Genomic DNA, 22,556 nt, shown 5'->3' on the forward strand with positions numbered 1-22,556 from the left:
ATTGCGGCTCTTTGCCTAGCTCATTTGGAGGCAGAAATGTTTCACCTTGAGCCTATATCGACGACTAACATTATAAGCATCGTTCAACTGTTTGCAGTTGTCGCTGGTTTCTATTTTTCCTGGAGGACACTGGCTCTGGGGCTTCAGAACGCTCAAGCCCAGCTCTACAATAATATGTTGGTTCAGGGGCGAGATTTGCAGCGCAAGTTCATGGATGATTTGGTTCCGGAAGATCAAAAGACCAAATTTTTTATGGGTGTTATTATTGCATACTATGCGAGTTGCTTCGAGCTTAGAAGGGTCCTCCACTTGCCTGAATCTGCCGTGAAGCTGCTGGACAATGATGTCCGGGAGTCGATGCGCGAACCCCCATTTAGGCAGAGATTTGAGGAGCTCAGGAATCTGCATAGTCGCGAGTTCGGTGAATATGTTGATCGCCTTCGGGGGGTGTCATGACATTCTTCGCGAACGCCGGGGTCAAGTGGCCGTCAGTTGAGTCTCAGCTTCGTCAAGCCGGCACAAATGCTCTGTCTGGAGGTGCGGAACTTTGGCAATTGTTTTCTAGAATTGAGAGTTGGGAGTTCGATCGAGTTGATACCGTAAACGACGAAGACGAGATCAAGCATCGTTGTGTGAATGCCTTGGGAAAAGCGGCCGACGCATACTCGAAAAGCCTCGATGGTATAAGTCCGCTCTTGGTCGATGGCTTGACTCCCGCGGAGCTTGATTTGGCCTCGATTCCTCGACGATACTACGATGGGTATGACTATCCTTATCTAGGAGGGAGCATTAATATCCCTGATCTTTATGCTGAGCTGGTTACACGGATTAGGAATCTTGCATCGTTAGTTAGGACCTTTGACTTGAGAAACGACCGGAATGATCTAGCCCTTCAGGTCTTTCGTGCAATGCAACAGTGGGAGCTGATCTCGTTGCTCGCTCGGCTCATCGCCGTAGTGAATCGCCGCCCGAACGCGCTACGCAGTTCCGAGTAAAGCGTCTTTTGGGACCTGATACAGTGGTAGTCTTGAATAGTATGAATCGGCAGTGAAAGCCGTCGTCGACGCAGTAGCGTGAAGCTGATTCTTTTGACATTAAAGCGCGATTCCTGATGCCGCCGCGCTCCTTTTACGCCGCGGGTTGTATAGCTTGGAGAGCGCTCAAAGCTCGATCACGCCGCGGCGTGCCGCATGCGCGACTGCATCGGTTCGCCCGGTGGCGTCGAGCTTGTCGAGCAGCGAGCCGACATGGAATTTCACTGTGTGCACGGAGATGCCGAGCTGACGCGCGATCATCTTGTTGGAGGCGCCTTCGGCCATCAGCGCCAGCACATCTAGCTCCCGCTGGGTCAGCGCGATGTCCGCAGGGCTGATGCGCGGATCGCGGGCGATGATTGTCGCGGCGGCCTGCTCGCCGGGCGCGGCAAGGCGAAGCCCGGCGACATTGCCGAGCAGGGCCGCCAGGCGATCGGCGAGGGTGGGATCGTCGATCTCGAGCGACAGTACGATCTCGGCCGTCCTGTCCTCGCTCACGCCTCCGGCCTTTCGCCGACCGTGACCTTGAAGCTGACCGGCTCGCCGCCACGGTGCACGGCGACGTCGACCACCGCGCCGACGCTCGCCGGTCCCAGCGTTCGCGACAGTGCGCGCACGCCCGAGAGCTTCTGGCCGTTGACCGCCACGATCACGTCGCCCTGGCGGATGCCGGCCGCGGCCGAAGGCCCGGTCTTGTCGACATTCATCACCATGGCGCCGATGCCGTCGTCGAGCCGCACCGGCTGCAGCCCGAGGCCGAGATAACCGCGCGCGATGCGGCCGCGCGCCTCCAGCTGGGGCGCGACACGCTCGATCGTCGCCGTCGGGATCACCAGCACGCGCCGCGGCCCGAGCACGGCCATGCCGAAGGCTTCGCCCGATGCATCGAGCGCGAGCCCGCCCTGCTGGCTGCCGCGCAGGCGGACGTCGAGCTCGATCCGCGCGTCGATGTCGCCGCCCCGCAAGGAACGCCAGCTCTTTCCGGATGCCGACACCATCCCGAGCGCCGCACTCGGTGTCTCCCGGTTGGTCGCGACCACGACCGACAATACGCCCAGCGGCGGGACGGTTGCGGCGAGCTTGACCGGCGCGACCGCGGCCTCAGTGCGCAGCAGCGCGATGTCGGTGGTGTGGTCGCGGCCGGCGATCGTGGCAGTGACCCGACTACCGTCGGCGAGGCCGATCTCGACCTCGCCCTCGTCGGCGAGGGCCTCATCGGCGGTGATGATCAGGCCGCTCTTCCAGGCAAAGCCGGTCGCGCGAGCGCGATGCGAATGCACGGAGACGACGGACGGCGCGGTGCGCGCCACAATGTCCGCGAGCGCGGACGACAGTGAGGACAGGGGACTAAGATCAGTCATGGCGGGCTCCCGTAAGTTGTCCTCAATCTGGGATGCCGCGGGCGATTGCGAAACTGGCCGGGTGGCCAGGACCAGTACGGCCTCCGCAAGACCACGGCCGACGAACATGTGATTGGGAGCGCCTCACGGGAACGTGTAGCAATCCCAAAATTGGGCCATATGGCCTCAAGATTTCCAGCGAGCCCTGACTGATGACCATCGACTTGACCCGCCGTACCCTGCTGCAGCTCGCCGGCGCCACCTCGCTCGCCATGGCCGCCGCAGCCGCGGCCCGTGCCGAGGGCACAGCGCAGGGCGGCGGCCCGACCTTTGCCAGCCGTACGCCGATGCGGGTCGGCATGGTGACGCTGCGGGTGAAGAATCTCGACAAGGTCGCAGACTATTACCGCGACGTGATCGGGCTCACCGTGATGGAGCGCTCGGCGGTAGCCGCAAAGCTCGGCACAGGTGGCATCACGCTGCTGGTGCTGGAGGCCCGGCCCGATGCCGCAATCGAGCCGCGCAACGCCGCCGGCCTCTACCACACCGCCTTCCTGATGCCGACGCGCAAGGATCTGGCGCGCTGGCTGGTTCATGCCGCCTCGCACCGCGTGCCGTTGTCGGGTTTCGCCGATCACCTCGTCTCCGAATCCGTCTATCTCGACGACCCCGAAGGCAACGGCATCGAGGTCTATGCCGACCGCGACCCCTCGCAATGGCAATGGAGCGAGGGCAGCGTGAAGATGGCGACCGACGAGCTCAACATCCCCGACCTGCTGTCGCTCACCAATACGCGCGTTCCCGATTATGCCAAGGCGCCGGATGGAATGCGCATCGGCCACATGCATCTGCGCGTCGGCGATCTCGCCCAGGCCGAGAGCTTCTATCACGGCACGGTCGGCCTCGACCCGACCCGCCGCCGCAGCGGCGCCGCGTTCCTGGCATCGGGCCGCTATCACCATCACCTCGGCATGAACGTCTGGCAGAGCCAGGGCGCCGGCCAGCGCGACGATTCCACGACCGGTCTTGCCTGGTTCTCGCTGGTGATGGCGAAGCCGGAGCTGCTCGCCGCGCAGGAAGAACGGCTGCGCAAAGGCGGTGTGAAGGTCACGGCGCTTGCGGATGGGGTGGAGGCGATCGATCCCTGGGGCACGCGGGTGCGTCTGCTCAGGGTTTGATCGCCGGCGCTGGCATTGGTAATAGCGGTCAGCCGCAAACCAATCGACCGGGATCAGCGCCGCATGTCCGAATTCCACGGTGTCTTTCCGTATCTCGTCTCGCCCATCGATGCCGACGGCACGGTGCGAACCAACGTGCTGGCAAAACTCTGCGACGACCTGATCGGCGCCGGCGTGCACGGGCTGACGCCGCTGGGCTCGACCGGCGAATTCGCTTACCTCAACGCCGCGCAACGCACAGCGGTCGTGCAGACCACGATTGAGGCCGCGCAGGGGCGCGTGCCTGTTATCGCCGGCGTCGCTTCGACCGCGACGGCGGATGCGGTGGCGCAGGCGAAAGCCTGCCAGAAGTGTGGGGCCGACGGCATCCTTGCGATTTTGGAGGCGTATTTTCCGCTGGCCGATGCGCAGGTCGAATCCTACTTCCGCGCCATCGCCGATGCCGTGGACATTCCCGTCGTCATCTACACCAATCCGCAATTCCAGCGCTCCGATCTCACCCTCGACGTCATCGCGCGCCTCGCCGAGCATCCGCGCATCGGCTACATCAAGGATGCCTCGACCAACACGGGCCGGCTGCTCTCGATCATGAACCGCTGCGGCGACGCCTTGCGCGTGTTCTCCGCCTCCGCCCACATTCCGGCCGCGGTGATGCTGATCGGCGGCCGCGGCTGGATGGCGGGACCCGCCTGCATCATCCCGCGCCAGAGCGTGATGCTCTACGACCTCTGCACCGCCGGCCGCTGGGACGAGGCCATGGCGCTGCAGCGGCGGCTGTGGCGGATCAACGAAGCCTTCGCCCGTTTCAATCTCGCGGCGTGCATCAAGGCCGGCCTTGCGATCCAGGGCTATGACGTCGGCGGCCCCATCCCGCCGCAGGCGCCACTGACGGCCGATGCGCGCAAAATCGTGGAAACGGCGCTGCGCGAGCTGGAATAGCTCGCCACGCGGCAATATGCCCCGGCACCCGTGCCAGGCGGAGAATGGTCCTTACCTGAGCGAGAAACTTCCGCTCGTTTGCGACGTTGCTGCGTAAGCGAGATCCTGCCACTTCATGCATGTGCATCTCACAGCCCGCATTCAGCACAAGACACGGTGATCACCCAATGAATCGTCGCTATGCGATTGCCGCTGCAGCCTTCGCCGCCCTGCTGCTCGCCGTCACGGCCGCGAAGATCCTGCATGTACCCGTCTCGTATGTCCCATGGGCGGCGCCCTCCGCACGTGCCGTAGAGCCGCGCGGCCCTCTGTCGGACGGCGAGAAGGCGACCATCGACATCTTCGAGCGCGTATCGCCGTCGGTCGTTCAGGTTGCGGCCAGGTCGGCGGCAAGTCCCCTGGCAAGTCCCCTCATGGGCGAGGAGAGCCAGGGCGGTGGCGGCGCCTCCGGCACGGGCTTCGTCTGGGACCGCGACGGTCATCTCGTGACGAACAATCATGTCGTCGCCAATGGCGGCGAGATCGCGGTGCGGTTTGCATCGGGAGAAGTGGCCCAGGTCGACCTCGTCGGCACGGCTCCCAATTACGATCTCGCCGTGCTGCGAATCCGCAGCGTGCGCCAGCTTCCGGCTCCGATCGCGCTGGGCAGTTCGAGTGACCTGAAGGTCGGGCAATTCGCCTTCGCGATCGGCAATCCCTTCGGGCTGGATCAGTCGATGACCTCTGGCATCATCAGCGCTCTCAAGCGCCGGCTCCCCACCCATGCCGGCCGCGAGATCGCCAACGTCATCCAGACCGATGCCGCGATCAATCCCGGCAATTCGGGCGGGCCGCTGCTGGATTCCGCCGGCCGGCTGATCGGCGTCACCACGGCGATCATCTCGCCGTCCGGCTCGAACGCCGGCATCGGCTTCGCGGTGCCGGTCGACGTCGTGAACCGGATCGTGCCCGAGCTGATCCGCAATGGCCGGGTGCCGACACCAGGCATCGGCATCGTGGCCGCCGGCGAGGATGTGTCGACCCGGCTAGCTGTCGAAGGGGTGATCGTGGTGCGGACGGCCCCCGGCAGTCCTGCCGAGCGGGCAGGGATTCGCGGTGTCAACTTTTCCACGGGAGCGGTCGGAGACATCATCACCGCGGTGGAAGGCAAGCCGGTGCGGCGCCTTGCCGACCTGACCGATGCGCTGGAGCAGGCCGGGGCCGGAAAGACCGTTCGGCTCACGGTCAAGCGCGGATCGGACACCCGTGACGTGAATGTAGGCATCGTCGATATCGACCGGTCCTAGCCGCTCGATCCGCGCGTGCAAGGGGCTCCGACGCGCATTGCAGATGCGCCGGGGCTCGGTTGTCTGGCGCGCAAAATCGGTTAAAACCGCCGCCGTCGTTTTTCCCGATCTCGAGGATACAGCGGAATGAACATTCTTCCCAGCAATTTGCGTTTCGGAGCGGGGCAGCCCGTCAAGCGTTTGGAAGACCAGAGGCTGCTCACCGGGAAGGGACAGTTCATCGACGACAGCCCTGCAGACGGCGCGCTGTGGTTGCACGTGCTGCGCTCGCCGCACGCCCACGCCAAGATCGTCTCGATCGACACCAGCGCCGCGGCTTCGATGCCGGGCGTTGCAGCGATCTACACCGGCGCGGACCTCGTCAAGGACGACATCGGCACCATCCCGACGCTGAACATCTTCAAGCGCCCGGACGGCAAGCCGATGACGGTGCCGCCGCGCCGGCTGCTCGCCCACGAGGTCGTCCGCTACGCCGGCGAGGCCGTGGCCGCAGTGGTGGCCTCCTCGCGCGTGGAGGCGCAGAGCGCGGCGGAGGCGATCGCGGTCGAATACGATGTGCAGCCCGCGGTGGTCGATCCCGTCGAGGCGGTGAAATCAGGTGCGCCCGTGGTGTGGCCGGAGGCGCCCGACAACATCGTCGGCGCGATGTCTTACGGCGACGCCGCGAAGGTGGACGAGGCCTTTGCCAAGGCCGCGCATACGGTCGAACTCGATATCGTCAGCCAGCGTCTCGTTCCGTCCGCGATGGAGCCGCGCTCGACCATTGCCGAGATCGACAAGAAGTCCGGCCGTCTCCTGCTGCACGTGCAATCGCAGACGCCGGCCTCGACCCGCGACGTGCTGGCGGAAGCCGTGCTCAAGCGCCCGAAGGACAGCGTCCGCGTGCTGGTCGGCGACATCGGCGGCGGCTTCGGCCAGAAGACCAACCTCTATCCCGAGGACGGGATCGTCGCCTATGCCGCGACCAAGCTGAACAAGAAGATCCGCTGGCGCGGCGACCGCACCGACGAGTTCGTCGGCGGCACCCACGGCCGCGATCTCACGTCCACGGCGTCCTTCGCGCTGGACGAGAAGGGCAAGGTGTTGGCCTATCGCGTCAAGTCGATCGGCTGCACCGGGGCCTATTCCTCGGGCGCGGCCAACATCATCCCGCTGGTGCTCGGGCCGTTCGTACAGACCGGTGTCTACGACCTGCCGCTGGTGCATTTCGAGGTGAAGTCGGTGATGACCCACACCGCGCCGGTCGGAGCCTATCGTGGCGCCGGCCGCCCCGAAGCCGTGTTCATCGTCGAGCGCCTGTTCGACGCCGCTGCGCGAAAAATCGGCATGGACCCGCGCGCGATCCGCAAGGCCAATTACATCAAGCCGGCGCAGCTGCCCTACACCAATGCGGCCGGGCAGGTCTACGATTCCGGTGCCTTCGCGCACATGCTCGACCGGGCCGTGAAGCTTGCCGACTGGGACGGCTTCGCCGCGCGCAAGAAGGCGGCGAAGAAGAAGGGCCTGCTCTACGGCCGTGGCCTCACCTCCTACATTGAGTGGACCGGCGGCCGCGCCCACACCGAAAAGGTCACGCTTCAAGCGACCTCGCAAGGGCGCGTCGTGCTGCATTCCGGCACCATGGCGATGGGGCAGGGCTTGCAGACTACCTACACCCAGATGATCTCCGACACGCTCGGCATTCCCATGGACAAGATCGACGTGGTGCAGGGCGACACTGATCTCGCCATGGGCTTCGGCAGCGTTGGTTCGCGCTCGCTGTTCGTCGGTGGCACGGCGGTCGCGGTCTCCTCCAACGATCTGATCCAGAAGGCGCGCGAGAAGGCGGCGAACGTGCTGGAGACCTCGGTCGAGGACATCGAATATCAGGGCGGCATGCTCACCGTGGTCGGCACCGACCGCCGCATCAGCCTGTTCGATCTCGCCGAGAAGGAGAGCGGCGCCAAGCTCAGCGTCGATTCCGAAGGCGAGGTCGATGGTCCCAGCTGGCCGAACGGCACGCATATCTGCGAGGTCGAGATCGACCCGGAGACCGGCGTCTCCAAGGTCGTGCGCTACACCACGGTCGACGACGTCGGCGTCGCCGTGAACCCGATGCTGGTCACGGGGCAGATCCATGGCGGCGTCGCTCAAGGCATCGGCCAGGCGCTGTATGAAGGCGTGTCGTATGATGCCGACGGCCAGCTGCTGACCGCGAGCTATCAGGATTACTGCATCCCGCGCGCCGACGACGTGCCGCCGATCGTGGTGACGCTGGACGATTCCGCACCCTGCCGCACCAATCCGCTCGGCGCCAAGGGCTGCGGCGAATCCGGCGCCATCGGCGGCCCGCCCTGCGTCACCAACGGCGTGATGGACGCGCTCGCCGAGCTCGGCATCACCCAGCTCAACACGCCCCTGACGCCGCAGAAGATCTGGCAGGCGATCCGGGACGCGAAGGCGGCGGGGTAAGTGCGCTAGCTGTTGCGCAGGCTATTGCACCAAACTCAGCTCGTCGTCCCGGGGCGCGCAAAGAGCGAGCCCGGGACCCATAACCACAGGGCGGAGTTTGGAGAAGACTCGTAGTGACCAGCTCACCCCATAACCTCTCCCTGGGGTTATGGGTCCCCGCCTTCGCGGGGACGACAGCGCAGATCGGAGCACGGGCGCTCGCCATATCCCGGATCGCGCTGCGCTCCATCCGGGCTACGAGTCCTAAATCCCCAGCATCATCTTCGCGATAATATCCCGTTGGATTTCCGAGGTGCCGCCGAAGATGGTGTAGGCGCGGCCGTTGAGATATTCCGGCATCACCGTCAGCATCTCGTCAGGCGTCGCCGGCTCGTGGTTGAGCCTGTAGAGCGGGCGCATCGGCTCGACGGCGAGCGCATCGTGGCCGATCACGTCGGCCCCTAGCCGCGTCACGGCCTGGCGGATCTCGCTGTTGCGCAGCTTCAGGATCGACGACACCGCGCCGGGGTTTTGCCCTGTCTGCAGCGCCGAGAGCACGCGCAGCTCCGTCATCTCGAGCGCGTCGATGTCGACCTCGACCTCGGCAATCCGCGTTGCGATATCGGGAGTGTCGATGGCGCGGCCCGTCAAATCGGACTCGGCGAGATCCGCGATCGCCTTCAATCCTTCGCGTAGCTTGGCCGAGGCGATGCCCGCGCCGCGCTCGAACTCCAGCAGATATTTGCCGTAGGTCCAGCCCTTGCCTTCCTCGCCGACGCGATTGGCGACGGGCACGCGGACGTCGTCGAAGAACACCTGGTTGACCTCGTGATCGCCGCCGATGGTGAGGATGGGACGGATGGTGATGCCCGGCGTCTTCATGTCGATCAGGATGAAGCTGATGCCGTCCTGCTGCCGCGGCCCGTCGCTGGTACGCACCAGCGCGAACATGCGGTTGGCGTGATGCGCGTGGGTGGTCCAGATCTTGGTGCCGTTGATGATGTAATCGTCGCCGTCACGCACCGCGCGCGTCTTGAGGGATGACAGATCGGAACCGGATCCGGGCTCGGAATAGCCCTGGCACCAATAATCCTCACCCGAGAGAATTCGCGGCAAGTAGAAATTCTTCTGCTCGGGGCTGCCGAAGCCGATGATGACAGGCCCGACCATCTTCACGCCCATCACGTTGACGTTGGGCACGCCGGCGCGGGCGCATTCAGTCTCGAAGATCCAGCGCTGCGCCGGCGTCCAGTCGGGGCCGCCATATTCGACCGGCCAGCCCGGCGCACCCCAGCCTTGGCGGTGCAGCGCGCGCTGCCACGCCATCCCGATATCAGGATCGGAGAACACCGATGGCGTCAGCGCGGTCGCGCGCTTCATCTCCTCGGTGAGATTCTTGGCGATGAAGCCGCGCACCTCGCTCTGGAAGGCGCGCTCCTCGGCATTGAACGACAGGTCCATGAGGCGCTCCTTGTTAAGCAGAGATGGCCCTGCGGCTGAGCTCGGCGTGGCGGGCATAGTGATGCGCGCTGCCGCCGAACAGCGTGTCGAACGCGACGAGCCGCTTGAAATAGGCGCCGACCTCGAGCTCCTCGGTGACACCCATGCCGCCATGGAGCTGGATCGACTGCTCGCCGACGAAGCGCGCGCATTTGCCGATCTTCGCCTTCGCGCCCGAGGCTGCCCGGGCACGCTCGATCGGCGCGCTATCGGCCTTCAACGCAGCCCGCAGCGCCATCGAGCGCGCCTCATCCACCTGCATTGCCATGTCGGCGAGGCGGTGGCGGATCACCTGGTTGGCGGAGAGCGGCCGGCCGAATTGTTTTCGGATCTTGGTGTATTCGAGCGTGGTGTCGAGCAGCGTCTGCATGATGCCGACAGCTTCCGCACCGAGCGCGGCCATGGCGCGATCAATCGCCCATTCGATCGCGGGCACGGCGTCGCTACCGTCGCCGAGCAGGGCGTCTTCCGGCAGATGCGCGTCGAACAGCTCGATGTTGCAGGCGCGTCCGCCGCCGAGGCGCGGATAATCGCTGACGACGAGGCCTGACGTCGTCGCCTGCACGAGGAACAGGCCGATCCGCCCCGAGGGGCCCCGATGATCGTGGATATGGGCGGAGACGATGATCTCGTCGGCGGCATGTCCGTCGAGCACGGCGATCTTGCTGCCGGAAAGGCGCCAGCCTTGTCCGGTCTTGTTGGCGCTGGTCGTGACCTTGGCAAGATCGAACCGGGCGGCGCGCTCCGAATGCGCCAGCGCAAGCTTCAGTGATCCGTCCGCCACCTTGGGCAGGCTCGCCTGCTTCTGCTCGCTGGTGCCGCATCTGGCGATCAGCGCGGCCCCGAGCACGACGGTTGCGACATAAGGCTCAGAAACCAGGCCCCGGCCGAAGGCCTCCATCAAGATGCCGATATCGACCGCGCCGCCGCCGAGCCCGCCGAACTCTTCCGGAAGCGGCAGCGCCAGCCAGCCGAGCTCGGCGAATTGCTTCCAAACGGCCGGGCTGAAGCCGAGCGGATCGTTCGCGATTCTGCGGCGGTGTTCGGCATCGTAGCTTTCGGCCACGAATCGTTCCGCGCTCTCGCGCAGCAACTTTTGCTCGTCACTGAGATTGAGATCCATCGCGTCTACTCCGCGGCGGCCGGCGGCTTGCGCACGGAGGGATGCAGGCCGGATGGATCGACGATCATGCCGAACTCCTGGAGATTGTGCGCGTGGCAGAGCTGATGCAGCGCGAAGGCCTGGTCGATCGCGGCCGGCTGGCCCATGACGTCGACCGAGCGGTTGACCGCCTCCTTGGTCAGCTTCAGCGCGAAGGACGGTTTTGTCGCGATCCTGCGCGCCAGCTCCAGCACGCGCGACGAGAGCTCGGCGGGCGGCACGATCTGGTTGACCATGCCGAGCTGGTGCGCCTCCTGCGCGCTCCAGCTGTCGGCGGTGAACAGGAACTCCTTGGCCTTGCGTGGCCCCAGCTCCCAGGGATGCACGAACCATTCGACGCCGCACACGCCCATGGTGACGACGGGATCGCAGAACTGCGCATCGTCGCTGGCGACGATGAGGTCACAGGCCCAGGCCAGCATCAAGCCGCCGGCGATGCACTTGCCGTGGACCTCGGCAATGGTGGGTTTTGCCAGATTGCGCCAGCGCCGGGTGATCTGGAGATAAATTTCCTGCTCGCGCGCGAAGCGTCCGTGGGCGTTCGGCTCGGCAAAACCGCCCCAATTTCCGATCGGCGGGAAATCGACCCCAGCGGTATTCTTGTCTCCGGGGCGCAGGTCGTGGCCGGAGGAGAAGTGCGGCCCGTTCCCGGCGAGAATGATCACCTTGACCGCATCGTCCTGCACCGCCGCGTCGAAGGCGGCGTTGAGGTCGTAGGTCATTTGCAGGTTCTGCGCGTTGCGCGCCTCGGGCCGGTTCATCACGACACGGGCGATCGCCGGCTCAGGCCGTTCCACGAGGATGGTCTCGAACGAGGACATCGCGTTCCCCCTGGTGTTTCCGCTCTTGTTTTGCCGGAGTTGACTATGTCGGCCGGTGCGAGGCAAGAGGCTTGCGTCAGCCGGCTGCTTTTCTCAGGCGCGCAATCTGATAGTTTGCGCCGGATTCCACCGGGAGAAATTTAATGCGCAAGATCCTGACCGTGCTGGCCGCCCTGGCCTCGCTGAGCCTGACCAATTGCGGCTACAACGCGATCCAGAGCGAGGACGAGCAGATCAAGGGCAATTGGTCCGAGGTCGTGAACCAGTATCAGCGCCGCGCCGATCTCGTGCCCAATCTCGTCAACTCGGTGAAAGGCTTTGCCCAGCAGGAGAAGGACGTGCTGCTCGGCGTCACCAATGCACGCGCCAAGGTCGGCAGCATCCAGGCGACGCCGGAGGTGCTGAACGATCCCGCCGCGTTCCAGAAATTCCAGGCCGCCCAAGGCGAGCTTTCCAGCGCGCTGTCGCGCCTCCTGGTCGTCACCGAGAACTATCCGCAGCTGAAGTCCGACGCCCTGTTCAAGGATCTGATGTCGCAGCTCGAGGGCACCGAGAACCGCATCACGGTGGCGCGCAACCGCTACATCAAGGCGGTGCAGGATTATAACGTCACCGTCCGCTCGTTTCCGACCAACCTCACCGCAATGGCGTTCGGTTACAAGGAGAAGCCGAACTTCACGGTCGAGAACGAGAAGGCGATCTCGACCGCACCGAAGGTGGACTTCAATCCGGCACCGTCGCCGTCGAAGTAGTCGCGTTCGGCCCCGATGCGCGTCCCACCCACCACGGTCATTCCCCGCGAAAGCGGGGAATCCAATATGCCGCGGCCTCTCCGTATCCCGCCGGCGTCTCTGGAATACTGGATCGCCCGGTCCCGGCTTCGCCAAGGCTACGCCGAGGCTCGCACGGGTGCTCGGCGCGCCGAAGCTTCAGCGAAGGCGGCAAGCCGGGGGATGACAGCGAGGGTGTGGTGCGCGGTGATCGTTGCAGCCCTCCTCCTCACCTTTGCCTTCCCCGCCCGCGCCGACGTCGCCGTCCCCCAGCTCAGCGGCCGTGTCGTCGATCAGACCGGCACGCTCTCCAGCAGCGACATCGCCACGCTGACGCAAAAGCTGCGCGAGTTCGAGAACCGCAAGGGCAGCCAGATCGCTGTCCTGATCGTCGCGACAACGCAGCCGGAGACGATCGAGCAATTCTCGATTCGGGTCGCTGAGGCCTGGAAGATCGGCCGCAAGAAGGTCGACGACGGCGCGATTCTCGTCGTCGCCAAGAACGACCGGCATTTGCGCATCGAGGTCGGCTACGGTCTCGAAGGCGTGCTCACCGACGTCACCTCCCGGCGCATCATCGACGAGGCTATCACCCCGAAATTCAGGAGCGGCGATTTCGCCGCGGGCATCGGCGCAGGCGTCGACCGCATGATGCGGGTGATCGACGGCGAGCCGTTGCCGGTACCCTCGCGCAGCGTCAACTTCGCCCACAATAATCTGGATGATCTGGTGCCGGTGTTTGCAGTGGCGCTGTTCGCCTCGATCGGCGTTGGCGGGTTCTTCCGCGCGGTCCTGGGGCGGCTGCTCGGCTCATTTGTGACGGGCGGCATCATCGCAGCCGTGACCTGGCTCATCCTGGGCTCCGCCGCGCTCGCGGCGGCTGTCGGCATCCTTGGCTTTATCGTCGGGTTTGTCGCCGATCTGTTTTCGGCGATCACGCCGGGCACGGGCCGTTCGCGCGGCGGTTCGTGGTCGAGCGGCTCCTCCGGCGGATGGAGCAGCGGATCGTCAAGCAGCGACAGCGGCGGCTTCAGCGGCGGCGGGGGTAGTTTCGGCGGCGGCGGCGCCTCGGGGAGCTGGTAGCGGTCATGAGCATCAAGCGCATTGCCAGACATCTCGTGCAGCATCATTGGCGCGCGAAGCAGATCTTTCCGCAAGCGGTGCTCGACCGCATCGAGCAGGCGATCAAGCGCGGCGAAGCCACCCATTCCGGCCAGGTCCGCTTCGTCGTCGAAGGGGCGCTCGACGGCCGTCCGCTGTTCCGCAACCAGCCGGCCCGCGAGCGCGCGCTCGACGTGTTCTCGCATCTGCGCGTCTGGGACACCGCCCACAACAATGGCGTTCTGATCTATCTCCTGCTCGCCGACCGCGACGTCGAGATCATCGCCGATCGCGGCATCGACGCGAAGGTCGGCGCGGAGGGTTGGGAGACGATCTGCCGCGCGATGGAGGCCGAGTTCAGATCGGGCCGGTTCGAACGCGGCGTGATCCATGGCATCGAGGCCGTCTCGCGCGAAATGGCAAAGCATTTTCCCAAGCAAGGGCCGCATGCGAACGAGCTGCCGGATGCTCCCGTCGTGATGTGACGGATAGTGATGTGGTCGGAGCGCGTGCGGCGCGCTCCGTCATTGCGAGGAGCCCTTGCGACGAAGCAATCCAGACTGCCTCCGCGGAGCTGCGCTCGCAATGACGCCATGGGGGGCCATTCCGCCCCCGTTCATCTTCCCCCGATTACGAACTGTTTCACGCCCGCCACACCGGTTCCACTTTCCCGGCCCAATTCGGCCCCGGATGAATTCCTAAAATTTCGGTAAGCGGGTCCCGAGGTAAGGATTTCGCAAGCAATGAAAGTTACCAAAAGGTCAACCGAGACTGGAGTATTTGAGCCGTGAGCGAACCAATGCCCGAGCAGGCTGCCCAGGATTCCGCTGCCGTCGACGCGGCAGCGCCGCAGGCCATCGAGGCTGCCGCGGGTATCGAGGCCCCCTCGATCGCCCCCGATCACGAAGCGCCGCCCAAGCCCGATCCGGTCAAGGCGGACGCCCCGAAGATTGAGCCGCCGCGGATCGAAGTGTCGAAGTTCGAAGCCACTGAGGCCAGGACCGAGGCAAAGGCTGAGCCGAAGCACGGCAAGCTCATCGTCATGCCCCCCGCCGACCGCGCCTGGGAGCGCGAGGAGTTCGCCCCGCATGGGAAGGCGGACGAGCCGCGCGAAGCCGGCAGCAAGCGCCGGCTGTCGGCGATGGCCGCGGTGGTGGCGATTGCCGCCAGCGTCGGCGCGATCAGCGGTGCGCTTGCGACCGCCGGCATGATGCGTTTCGCCGCACCCGCCCCGGCTCCTGTCCAGGTCGCCGACACCAGCGCGCTGGATGCGTCCGTCGCGCGGATCGATGCCGACCTCGTCGCACTCAAGGCCTCTGTCGAGCAGAGCTCGAAGACCGGCCTCACCCAGTTCAACCGGGCCAACGACCGCCTGGACAAGCTCGAGAAGGCGCAGGCCGAGCCGCTGGCCAGGATCGCAAAGCTGTCCGAGACCGTCGACAAGCTCCGCGCCACGCCGCCCGCCGCGCCCGCGCAGGCCGCAGCAGCGGTGCCCAAGGAGACCACCGGCTCGATCGCGCCGACCCAGCCCCAGACTCAGGTCGCGACCGCGGCGGCCGCACCGGCCCCGGTCGGCGCAGCGCCCAAGACCGAAGTCGGACGTCTGCCGACGATTGAAGGCTGGCGGCTGCGCAACGCCAGCAACGGCGGCGCGCTGATCGAGGGCCGCGACGGCCTGTACGAGGTCTATCCCGGCGATCCCATCCCCGGCGTCGGCCGTGTCGATGCGATCCGCCGCCAGGATGGCCGCTGGGTGGTCGTCACCTCAAGGGGGCTGATCGTCGGACGCTGAGCCTCCGATATCCGACTTTCGAAGAGGCGCTTCACCGCGATGTGAAGCGCCTTTTCGCTTGAATAGGCATGCTTGCGCGGTGTTACCTCAGGCATGGGCCGCGCCTTGCGAATTCTCGTTGCTGTTGCCGCATTGCTGGGCGGTGTCGTTTCGCTCCTAGCAGCGGAGAGCACTGCGCTGACGCGCGGTACCGCGATCACCGATCCCGCTCTCCTGCGCAAGCTCGACCAGAACAACACGCTGACGATCTCGCGTCTTTTGTCGCCGCAGCAGAGTTCGGACGTCCCGCTCACGACCGAGCGGATGTTCGCCGCGCTGCCGCAGCTGAAAGCGATTCTGCCCGCGATCGATGCGGAACTCGAACGCTACATCGCCTGGTACAAGACGACCTATCCGGGTGAGACCATCGGCGTCGGCGAGGGCTTCGACGCGCAATTGTTCGATCGGGCCAATCTGAAATCGCGCGAGGCGCGCTTCGTGCTGGCCGGCATCGTCAATCGCATGGACCGTGCCTATGTCTCGGAAGAGTCCTGTGGCGAGATCCGGCTGATCTATCGTCTCGCGCGGTTCGATGGCGGGCCGGATGGCGGCAAAACCGCAACGCGCCTGCCGATGACGTTCAACCTCGTGCTGAAGGCGCGCGACGCGCGCCAGACGGATGCGAGCGGCAAGCCGATCAACTGCGCCGAGATCGCGCGGCGCTGGCTCGACAACGGCGACTGGCAGGGCTTGATCGGCAGTCGCTTCCCGCCTGACGACGCCATGCTCGACAGCATCGAGACCAACATCCAGGTCTCGGTCGCGCCGAAATCGGCGCTGCACGATTTCCGCTCCGACTATCTTCTCAAGGTGTTCAAGTACGACGCCGCCACCAGGACGTTCGAGGAATCGACGCTGGAGAACCAGATCGACCGCGACCGCATTCTTGCCGACGATGCGCTGCGGCGCGACTTCAAGGCTTGGCTGCTCGCGCCGGAGAATTTGCGCGAGTTCGATCGCGGCACCGTGCTGATCCCGGAGAAATTCCTGGCCAAGGTCGCAATTGTGCCGACCCCCGCCGGCCTCGACGCTTCAGCCTTGCAGCCGGAGTTCGGCTTGATGCAGGGGGAGGGCAAAGGCGATCCCGTCTTCACCGACAATGACGTGGTCGGCGCGCTGAAGCAGGCGGCGGCACGCGGCCTCGACATGCAGAACGTCCGTTCGGTCGCAGGCTTCCAGCGCCGTCTCAACGACATCACCTGCGCCGGCTGTCACCAGGCCCGTGGCATCGGCGGCTTCCATTTTCCGGGCGTCGATTGGCTTGCGGACAGACCGTCGAATGTCGCCATCGTGGCCGCCTCGCCGCACTTCTTCGGCGACCAGCTCCGCCGCCGCGACATCCTGACCGCGTTCGCGGCCGGAAAAACCCCTGATTTCTCACGCGGATTTGCCAGTCGGCCACAGACCCGCGGCAGCAGCGAACTGGCCGGCAGCGAATATCAGGACGGCTGGGGCGCGCATTGTTCCCTGCAAGATGCGGGATCGGGAGCGCCGGACAGGAGTTTTACGTCATGGAGCTGTGCTAACGGTCTGACCTGTCAGGCTGCCGCGGCCTCGCGCCGCATCGGCATGTGCTTCATCAAGACACGTTAGCGCGTGATCCAGGAAAAGTGTGGAGCGGTTCTCCGAAGGATCACGCGCAAGATAAAGTCTCAAGCGATTTGGATGACCCATGACGGATACCGGCGAAGCCAACAAGGCGCGCAATCGCGAGATCGCGCGGAACGAGGAAGCCAAGCAGGTTATCGGCAGCGCCCGCGTGAGCATCTGGGCCGTCGCGGTGGCCGTCATCGTCGGCGGAATTCTGTTCACGCTGGGCTGGCTGTCGCTGAGATAGCTCCGCAAACTCTTCGACCGAAGGCCCGGAGCGAGCCGCGGGTTTACCTCTCCCCGCTTGCGGGGAGAGGTCGAATTCGATCGCCGATCGAATTCGGGTGAGGGGGTACAGATCCCTCGACGAACTCACATGTGGAGAGAGGCCCCTCACCCCAACCCTCTCCCCGTAAGAACGGGGCGAGGGAGAAGAGAGAGTCCTCACGTCGCGTAATTCGTCATCCGTTTTCCCGGCAGCAGCTCGTAGGCCGGCTTCCAGCCGGGTAGCGCGGCCATGCGGCCGAGCCAGGCGTGGATGGCGGGATAGCTCGCCGCAAAATCGAAGCCGTGCTCGTCGCTGGGATAATGCAGATAGGCCATCATCGAGATGTCCGCGACCGTCGGCCTTGCGCCGATCGCGAAAGCATTGTGCTGGAGATGGCCGTCGAGGATGCCGAGAAAGTCCTCGAGCCGCCGGCGGAAATGCTTCAACACCTGCGGGTCGTTCTTCTCGGTGAAGGCGCGCATGAAGCGGTAGGTCGCCATATAGCCGGTGAGCTTGTGGTTGTCCCAGAACAGCCAGCGCAGCAGCTCGAACTTCTCGTCCTCCGTCTCGGCGCCGAAGCGGCCGTATTGCTCGGCCAGCTTCAGCAGCAGCGGTGCGGTCTGCGTCATCTTCACGCCGTCGATCTCGAGCACGGGAATCTCGCCCATCTCGTTGACGGCCTTGCGCCACTCCGCCGTGCGCGTGACGCCGCCGGCGAAATCGGTCCACACCGGCTCGAACGTCTCGCCGCAGAGCGTCAACATTAGCGCCAGCTTGTAGCTGTTGCCGGATTCGGGGAAGTAGTGCAGGCGGTAGCTGGGCATGGGACCTCGCGAAGCGTGTTGTTGCTGCGATTATAAGCGAGATCGCCCACGCCGTCATTGCGAGCGCAGCGAAGCAATCCAGCAATGCGTCCGCGGAGACACTCTGGATTGCTTCGCTGCGCTCGCAATGACGGGGTTAGAGCGCGCGCTCTTAACCGACCGCCCCCGAGCCCCGCAGCTGCTTGATCGCCGCCTCGTCAAATCCCGCCCCGCGCAGAATCTCGTCACTGTGCTCGCCCACCGCGGGCGGCTTGCGCGGCTGCACCTTCTTGGCGCCGTCGATCCAGATCGGACTGTTGATGGTGAGCATGGTGTCGTTCTCGAACGGCACCAGCACCTCGTTGTCGAGCATCTGCTTGTCGTTGGGGATGTCGTCCAGGATGGCGACGACGCCGAACACGAGGCCATTGCCGTCGAGGATTCTTCGCCATTCGGCGAGATCCCTGGTAGCGAAGGTCTCGTCCAGGATCTTGATCAGGTCGACCGAGCGGGCGTGACGGTCGGCCTTGGTGACGAAGCGGGGATCGTTGATCAGATCCTCCCGGCCCAGGCATTTGGCCAGTGTCGGAAACTGCTTCTCCTCGTTGAGCAGCGACAGGATTAGCCAGCGGCCGTCCTTGCATTGGTAGTGGTTAGCGACTGCGTTCAGCGCGCGCTCCCGCGGGCGCCGCTCGCCGAACTTGGCGCCGCAGAGTTTTGCTTGCGCCAGCACGCTCGCCGCCCACACCCCGTTCGCCATCAGGTTGGACGAAACATGCGAGCCCTTGCCGGTCTTCTCGCGCTGATACAGCGCGGTGACGATCGCGCCGTAGAACGCCATGGCGCAAGGGTGGTCGCCCATGCCCGCGACCGAGCGGGCCGGCGTGGTGTCGGTGTCGGCGCGGACGAGATCCATCAGGCCGGAGCGCGCCCAATAGGCATTGCTGTCGAAGCCAGGCTTGTTGGCTTCCTCGCCCTTTTCGCCATAGCCGGTGAAGGAGGCGTAGATCAGCCGGTCGTTGAGATGGGCGAGGTGGTCATAGGTGATGCCGAGCTTGGCGCGCACCGGCGGCGGCATGTTGGTGATGAAGACGTCGGCCTCCGCCACCAGTCTATAGAGCACGGCCTGCGCTTCCGGCTTCGACAGGTCGAGCCCGATGCTCTTCTTGTTGCGTGCCTCCAAGAGCCAGGCGAAATTGTGCTCGCCTGAGGGATAGCCCGGCAGGTTCGGCAGGTTGCGATAGGGGTCGCCAGTGCCGGGCGGCTCGACCTTGATGACGTCGGCGCCGAAATCCGACAGCACGGTCGCGGCCGCGGGCGCTGCGATGAAGCTCGCGCAGTCCAGAACCTTCAGGCCTGCAAAAATGCCCTTCTCCATCGCGGCGTCGCTCCCTTGCTTCAGTCGTTTCCCGCACGCTGGAATTGGCGCGGGCAGGTAGTGGGAGCATTAGACCGATGTTTTGCCGGGATGCAACGGCGCCTGGCGCAGGGCCTCACTCCTCCCCCGCAAGCAATGCGGCATTGCCGCCGGCCGCAGCCGTGTTGATCGTCACGGTCTGCTCGGTGGCAAAGCGCGCGAGGTAGTGCGGGCCGCCGGCCTTGGGGCCGGTTCCGGACACGCCGCTGCCGCCGAACGGCTGCACGCCGACCACGGCGCCGATCATGTTGCGGTTGACGTAGATGTTGCCGACCTGGACGCGGTCGACGATGGCCTCGATGGTGTCGTCGATGCGCGAATGGATGCCGAGGGTGAGCCCGTAGCCGGTGCGCGCAATCGATTGCAACACACGTTCGAGGTTCTCCGCGCGATAGCGCACGACATGCAGGATCGGGCCGAACACCTCTTCGGTGAGCTGACCGGCCTCCTTGAGCTCGAAGATATGCGGGGCGACGAAGCAGCCATCCGGCGCGGCGCCTGCAAAGTGCAGCCGCGCCTCGCGCTTCATCCGCGCGATATGCGCATCGAGGCGCTGCTTGGCCTCGTCATCGATCACTGGACCGACATGAGTCGCGACATCCGCGGGATCGCCGATCTTCAGTTCGCGCGCGGCGCCCGCGATCATCTCGATCATGCGGTCGGCGACATCCTCCTGCGCGAACAGGAGCCGCAAGGCCGAGCAGCGCTGGCCTGCGGAGCGGAACGCAGAGGTCACGACATCGTCGGCGACCTGCTCGGGCAGTGCGGTCGCATCCGCGATCATGGCATTGATGCCGCCGGTCTCCGCGATCAGCGGCACGATCGGCCCGTCCTTGGCGGCCAGCGTCCGGTTGATCTGGCGCGCGACTTCGGTCGAGCCGGTGAAGACTACTCCGGCGACATCAGGATGCGCGGTGAGGACGCCGCCGATGCGGCCGTCGCCGGTGACGAGATGCAGCGCGCTTCTGGGGATGCCGGCCTCGTGCAGCAGGGCAACGGCGTCGCGCGCGATGCGCGGCGTTTGCTCGGCGGGTTTCGCCACCACGCTGTTGCCGGCCATCAGCGCCGCGGTCACCTGGCCAAGGAAGATTGCGAGCGGAAAATTCCACGGCGAGATCGCGACGAACACGCCGCGGCCGCGCATGGCGAGCACATTGCTCTCGCCGGTCGGGCCGGGCATGGCGGCATCGTTTCCGAACAGCTTGCGGCCCTGCGCGGCATAGTAGCGGCAGAAGTCGGCGGCTTCGCGCAGCTCGGACAGAGCGTCGTCGAGCGTCTTGCCGCCCTCGGCTTGCAGCAGCGCGATGAAACGGGCGCCGCGGCTTTCCAGGAGATGCGCGGCCTGCTCCAGCGCCGCGGCGCGCGTGCCTGCAGGCGTCCGGCTCCAGCTGCGAAAGCCGGCGCGCGCAGCCGTCACCGCCGCGTTGGCCTGATCCGGTGTTGCGTCAGCGACAGGCTTAAGCTCGGCCGCCGCGGCCTTCACGTCCGTCAGCAGCCGGTCGAGTGCGGCACGCTCACCGAATTCGACGCCACGCGAATTGCGCCGTTCCGGCGCGAACAGATCTGCCGGCAACGGTATTTTGGCATGAGGCGCCTGTTGCGGCCGGCCAATGGCATCCGCCGGCCGCTGCAGCAGCGCCGTGACAGGCACGCGATAATCGGCCGCCTGCGCCACGAACGAGGAATTGGCGCCGTTCTCCAAAAGCCGCCGCACCAGATAAGCGAGCAGGTCGCGATGGCTGCCGACCGGCGCATAGGTGCGGTAGGCGATGTCAGGATGATCCTTTGCGAGTTGCTCGTAGAGCGCTTCGCCCATGCCGTGCAGGCGCTGGAACTCGAAGCCGCCGCCATCAGTTGCGAGCTCCAGCACGGTCGCGACCGTCAGCGCGTTGTGGGTGGCGAATTGCGGGAAGATGCGCGGCCGCAAGGCGAGAAGCTTCGTCGCGCAGGCGACGAAGTTCAGATCGGTCATCGCCTTGCGCGTGAACACGGGATAGCCGTCGAGCCCGCGCTCCTGCGCGCGCTTGATCTCGGTGTCCCAATAGGCGCCCTTGACGAGGCGCACCATCAGCTTGCGGTCATGCGCGCGGGCGAGTTCATCGACATAGTCAATCACCGCGCTGGCACGCTTCTGATAGGCCTGGATCGCGAGGCCAAATCCGTCCCAGCCGGAAAGCGATGGATCGGCGAGCGTCGCTGCGATCACGTCGAGCGACAGCTCCAGCCGGTCAGCCTCCTCGGCATCGACGGTGAAGTTGAGGTCATGCGCCTTGGCGCGCCGCGCAAGGTCCAGCAATAGCGGCACCAGCTCGGCCATCACGCGGCCGCGGCTGATCGCCTCGAAACGCGGATGCAGCGCCGAAAGCTTGACCGAGATGCCGGGGCGGTCGGGCAGGGGATGGTTGCCCGAAGCCTTGCCGATCGTGTCAATCGCGCTGGCATAGGCGTCGAAATAGCGCTTGGCATCGGCGGCCGTTCGTGCGCCTTCGCCGAGCATGTCGAAGGAATAGCGCGGCTTCTGGCCGGAGCGCGGCCGAGCCCGCTCCAGCGCCTGCCCGATGGTCTCCCCTAACACGAAATGGTTGCCCATCAACCGCATCGCCTGGCGCGTCGCGGTGCGCACCGCCGGTGCGCCGAGCCGCTTCACCAGCCGGCCGATGGTGCCGTCGGGCGTCTCGCCCGGCTGGATCACCCGCGCCGACAGGCCGAGCGCCCAGGCCGAAGCGTTGACCAGGAACGCGGTGGACTTGGTCTCGTGATGGATGAAATCGCCCTCGCCGAGCTTGTCCTCGATGAATTGGTCGGCGGTGCGTGCATCGGGCACGCGCAGCAGCGCTTCCGCCAGCACCATCAGCGCCAGCCCCTCCTTGGTCGAGAGCGCGAACTCCCGCAGCATGTCCTCGACCCCGCCGAGCCGGTCGTCGCGCTTGCGGATCGCCTCGATCAGCCGCGTCGCCGTGCGGTCGATCCGGGCCTCCTGGGCCGGGACGAGATGCGAGGCCGGCAGAAGCTTTGCGGCGATCTCGGAATCATCGGGGAGCGTAAGGCGCGGAGAAGGGGGGCGGGATGTTCGGCATGGCGTGTCC

The 22,556-nt window shown here is 65.4% G+C and carries 18 protein-coding genes and 1 pseudogene; 11 read left to right on the forward strand and 8 right to left on the reverse strand.

Annotation, left to right across the window (positions count from 1 at the left end):
• Nucleotides 1-36: 36 nt before the first annotated feature.
• Nucleotides 37-456 carry a hypothetical protein gene (locus tag ACVWYQ_RS30395; protein ID WP_271541405.1) on the forward strand — a complete coding sequence of 140 codons (420 nt, stop codon included), beginning with the start codon at nucleotides 37-39 and terminating at the stop codon, nucleotides 454-456.
• A gap of 704 nt (nucleotides 457-1,160) precedes the next feature.
• On the opposite strand, the gene ACVWYQ_RS30400 is transcribed toward ACVWYQ_RS30395, so the two are convergent.
• Complete coding sequence (locus ACVWYQ_RS30400; RefSeq protein WP_271541407.1) at nucleotides 1,161-1,532, reverse strand: response regulator transcription factor; 372 nt, start codon at nucleotides 1,530-1,532, stop codon at nucleotides 1,161-1,163.
• The gene (locus ACVWYQ_RS30405) at nucleotides 1,529-2,395 is read right to left on the reverse strand and encodes a S1C family serine protease (RefSeq protein WP_271541409.1); all 867 of its coding nucleotides are present in this window, start codon (nucleotides 2,393-2,395) and stop codon (nucleotides 1,529-1,531) included. The genes ACVWYQ_RS30400 and ACVWYQ_RS30405 overlap by 4 nt, the downstream gene beginning before the upstream one ends.
• Before the next feature lie 191 nt (nucleotides 2,396-2,586).
• Between ACVWYQ_RS30405 and ACVWYQ_RS30410 the strand changes: the two genes are divergently transcribed.
• The 4 genes from ACVWYQ_RS30410 to ACVWYQ_RS30425 all read left to right on the forward strand — a co-directional run bounded on the left by ACVWYQ_RS30410 (nucleotide 2,587) and on the right by ACVWYQ_RS30425 (nucleotide 8,228).
• The gene (locus ACVWYQ_RS30410; RefSeq protein WP_271541411.1) at nucleotides 2,587-3,552 is read left to right on the forward strand and encodes a VOC family protein; all 966 of its coding nucleotides are present in this window, start codon (nucleotides 2,587-2,589) and stop codon (nucleotides 3,550-3,552) included.
• Nucleotides 3,553-3,615: 63 nt separating this feature from the next.
• Nucleotides 3,616-4,491, forward strand: coding sequence for a dihydrodipicolinate synthase family protein (locus tag ACVWYQ_RS30415; protein WP_157284987.1), 876 nt, complete (start codon nucleotides 3,616-3,618; stop codon nucleotides 4,489-4,491).
• A 167-nt stretch (nucleotides 4,492-4,658) separates the two neighbouring features.
• The gene (locus tag ACVWYQ_RS30420; RefSeq protein ID WP_271541413.1) at nucleotides 4,659-5,777 is read left to right on the forward strand and encodes a S1C family serine protease; all 1,119 of its coding nucleotides are present in this window, start codon (nucleotides 4,659-4,661) and stop codon (nucleotides 5,775-5,777) included.
• A gap of 126 nt (nucleotides 5,778-5,903) precedes the next feature.
• Entirely contained in the window at nucleotides 5,904-8,228 is a 2,325-nt protein-coding gene (locus tag ACVWYQ_RS30425; protein ID WP_404543792.1) for a xanthine dehydrogenase family protein molybdopterin-binding subunit, read from the forward strand.
• 243 nt (nucleotides 8,229-8,471) lie between these two features.
• On the opposite strand, the gene ACVWYQ_RS30430 is transcribed toward ACVWYQ_RS30425, so the two are convergent.
• From ACVWYQ_RS30430 to ACVWYQ_RS30440, 3 genes are read right to left on the reverse strand one after another with little or no spacing between them, the layout of a single operon-like run.
• A complete protein-coding gene (locus ACVWYQ_RS30430; protein WP_456726661.1) occupies nucleotides 8,472-9,668 on the reverse strand; it encodes an acyl-CoA dehydrogenase family protein in 1,197 nt (398 codons plus the stop codon).
• A 13-nt stretch (nucleotides 9,669-9,681) separates the two neighbouring features.
• Entirely contained in the window at nucleotides 9,682-10,830 is a 1,149-nt protein-coding gene (locus ACVWYQ_RS30435) for an acyl-CoA dehydrogenase family protein (RefSeq protein ID WP_456726662.1), read from the reverse strand.
• Between the two features lie 5 nt (nucleotides 10,831-10,835).
• A complete protein-coding gene (locus ACVWYQ_RS30440; protein ID WP_456726663.1) occupies nucleotides 10,836-11,690 on the reverse strand; it encodes an enoyl-CoA hydratase in 855 nt (284 codons plus the stop codon).
• Between the two features lie 143 nt (nucleotides 11,691-11,833).
• On the opposite strand from ACVWYQ_RS30440, the gene ACVWYQ_RS30445 reads away from it, so the two are divergent.
• From ACVWYQ_RS30445 to ACVWYQ_RS30470, 6 genes are all read left to right on the forward strand, one after another.
• Nucleotides 11,834-12,442 (forward strand): LemA family protein, encoded by a 609-nt coding sequence (locus ACVWYQ_RS30445; RefSeq protein WP_128264016.1) that lies wholly within the window; start codon nucleotides 11,834-11,836, stop codon nucleotides 12,440-12,442.
• Nucleotides 12,443-12,643: 201 nt separating this feature from the next.
• Nucleotides 12,644-13,543 carry a TPM domain-containing protein gene (locus tag ACVWYQ_RS30450; protein ID WP_456726664.1) on the forward strand — a complete coding sequence of 300 codons (900 nt, stop codon included), beginning with the start codon at nucleotides 12,644-12,646 and terminating at the stop codon, nucleotides 13,541-13,543.
• A 5-nt stretch (nucleotides 13,544-13,548) separates the two neighbouring features.
• Nucleotides 13,549-14,046 carry a TPM domain-containing protein gene (locus ACVWYQ_RS30455; protein ID WP_157284980.1) on the forward strand — a complete coding sequence of 166 codons (498 nt, stop codon included), beginning with the start codon at nucleotides 13,549-13,551 and terminating at the stop codon, nucleotides 14,044-14,046.
• Between the two features lie 314 nt (nucleotides 14,047-14,360).
• The gene (locus ACVWYQ_RS30460; RefSeq protein ID WP_271541507.1) at nucleotides 14,361-15,353 is read left to right on the forward strand and encodes a hypothetical protein; all 993 of its coding nucleotides are present in this window, start codon (nucleotides 14,361-14,363) and stop codon (nucleotides 15,351-15,353) included.
• Between the two features lie 93 nt (nucleotides 15,354-15,446).
• A complete protein-coding gene (locus ACVWYQ_RS30465) occupies nucleotides 15,447-16,985 on the forward strand; it encodes a hypothetical protein (RefSeq protein WP_404655731.1) in 1,539 nt (512 codons plus the stop codon).
• A 79-nt stretch (nucleotides 16,986-17,064) separates the two neighbouring features.
• Nucleotides 17,065-17,229 (forward strand): hypothetical protein, encoded by a 165-nt coding sequence (locus ACVWYQ_RS30470; RefSeq protein WP_198399824.1) that lies wholly within the window; start codon nucleotides 17,065-17,067, stop codon nucleotides 17,227-17,229.
• 197 nt (nucleotides 17,230-17,426) lie between these two features.
• On the opposite strand, the gene ACVWYQ_RS30475 is transcribed toward ACVWYQ_RS30470, so the two are convergent.
• From ACVWYQ_RS30475 to putA, 3 genes and pseudogenes are all read right to left on the reverse strand, one after another.
• Nucleotides 17,427-18,074, reverse strand: a complete 648-nt coding sequence (locus ACVWYQ_RS30475; RefSeq protein WP_157284979.1) for a glutathione S-transferase family protein — start codon at nucleotides 18,072-18,074, stop codon at nucleotides 17,427-17,429.
• A 151-nt stretch (nucleotides 18,075-18,225) separates the two neighbouring features.
• Complete coding sequence (locus tag ACVWYQ_RS30480) at nucleotides 18,226-19,431, reverse strand: CaiB/BaiF CoA transferase family protein (RefSeq protein WP_456726665.1); 1,206 nt, start codon at nucleotides 19,429-19,431, stop codon at nucleotides 18,226-18,228.
• A gap of 115 nt (nucleotides 19,432-19,546) precedes the next feature.
• A pseudogene (gene putA, locus ACVWYQ_RS30485) lies at nucleotides 19,547-22,547 on the reverse strand (bifunctional proline dehydrogenase/L-glutamate gamma-semialdehyde dehydrogenase PutA).
• Nucleotides 22,548-22,556 lie beyond the last annotated feature (9 nt).

The organism is Bradyrhizobium sp. USDA 3397 (assembly GCF_054060965.1).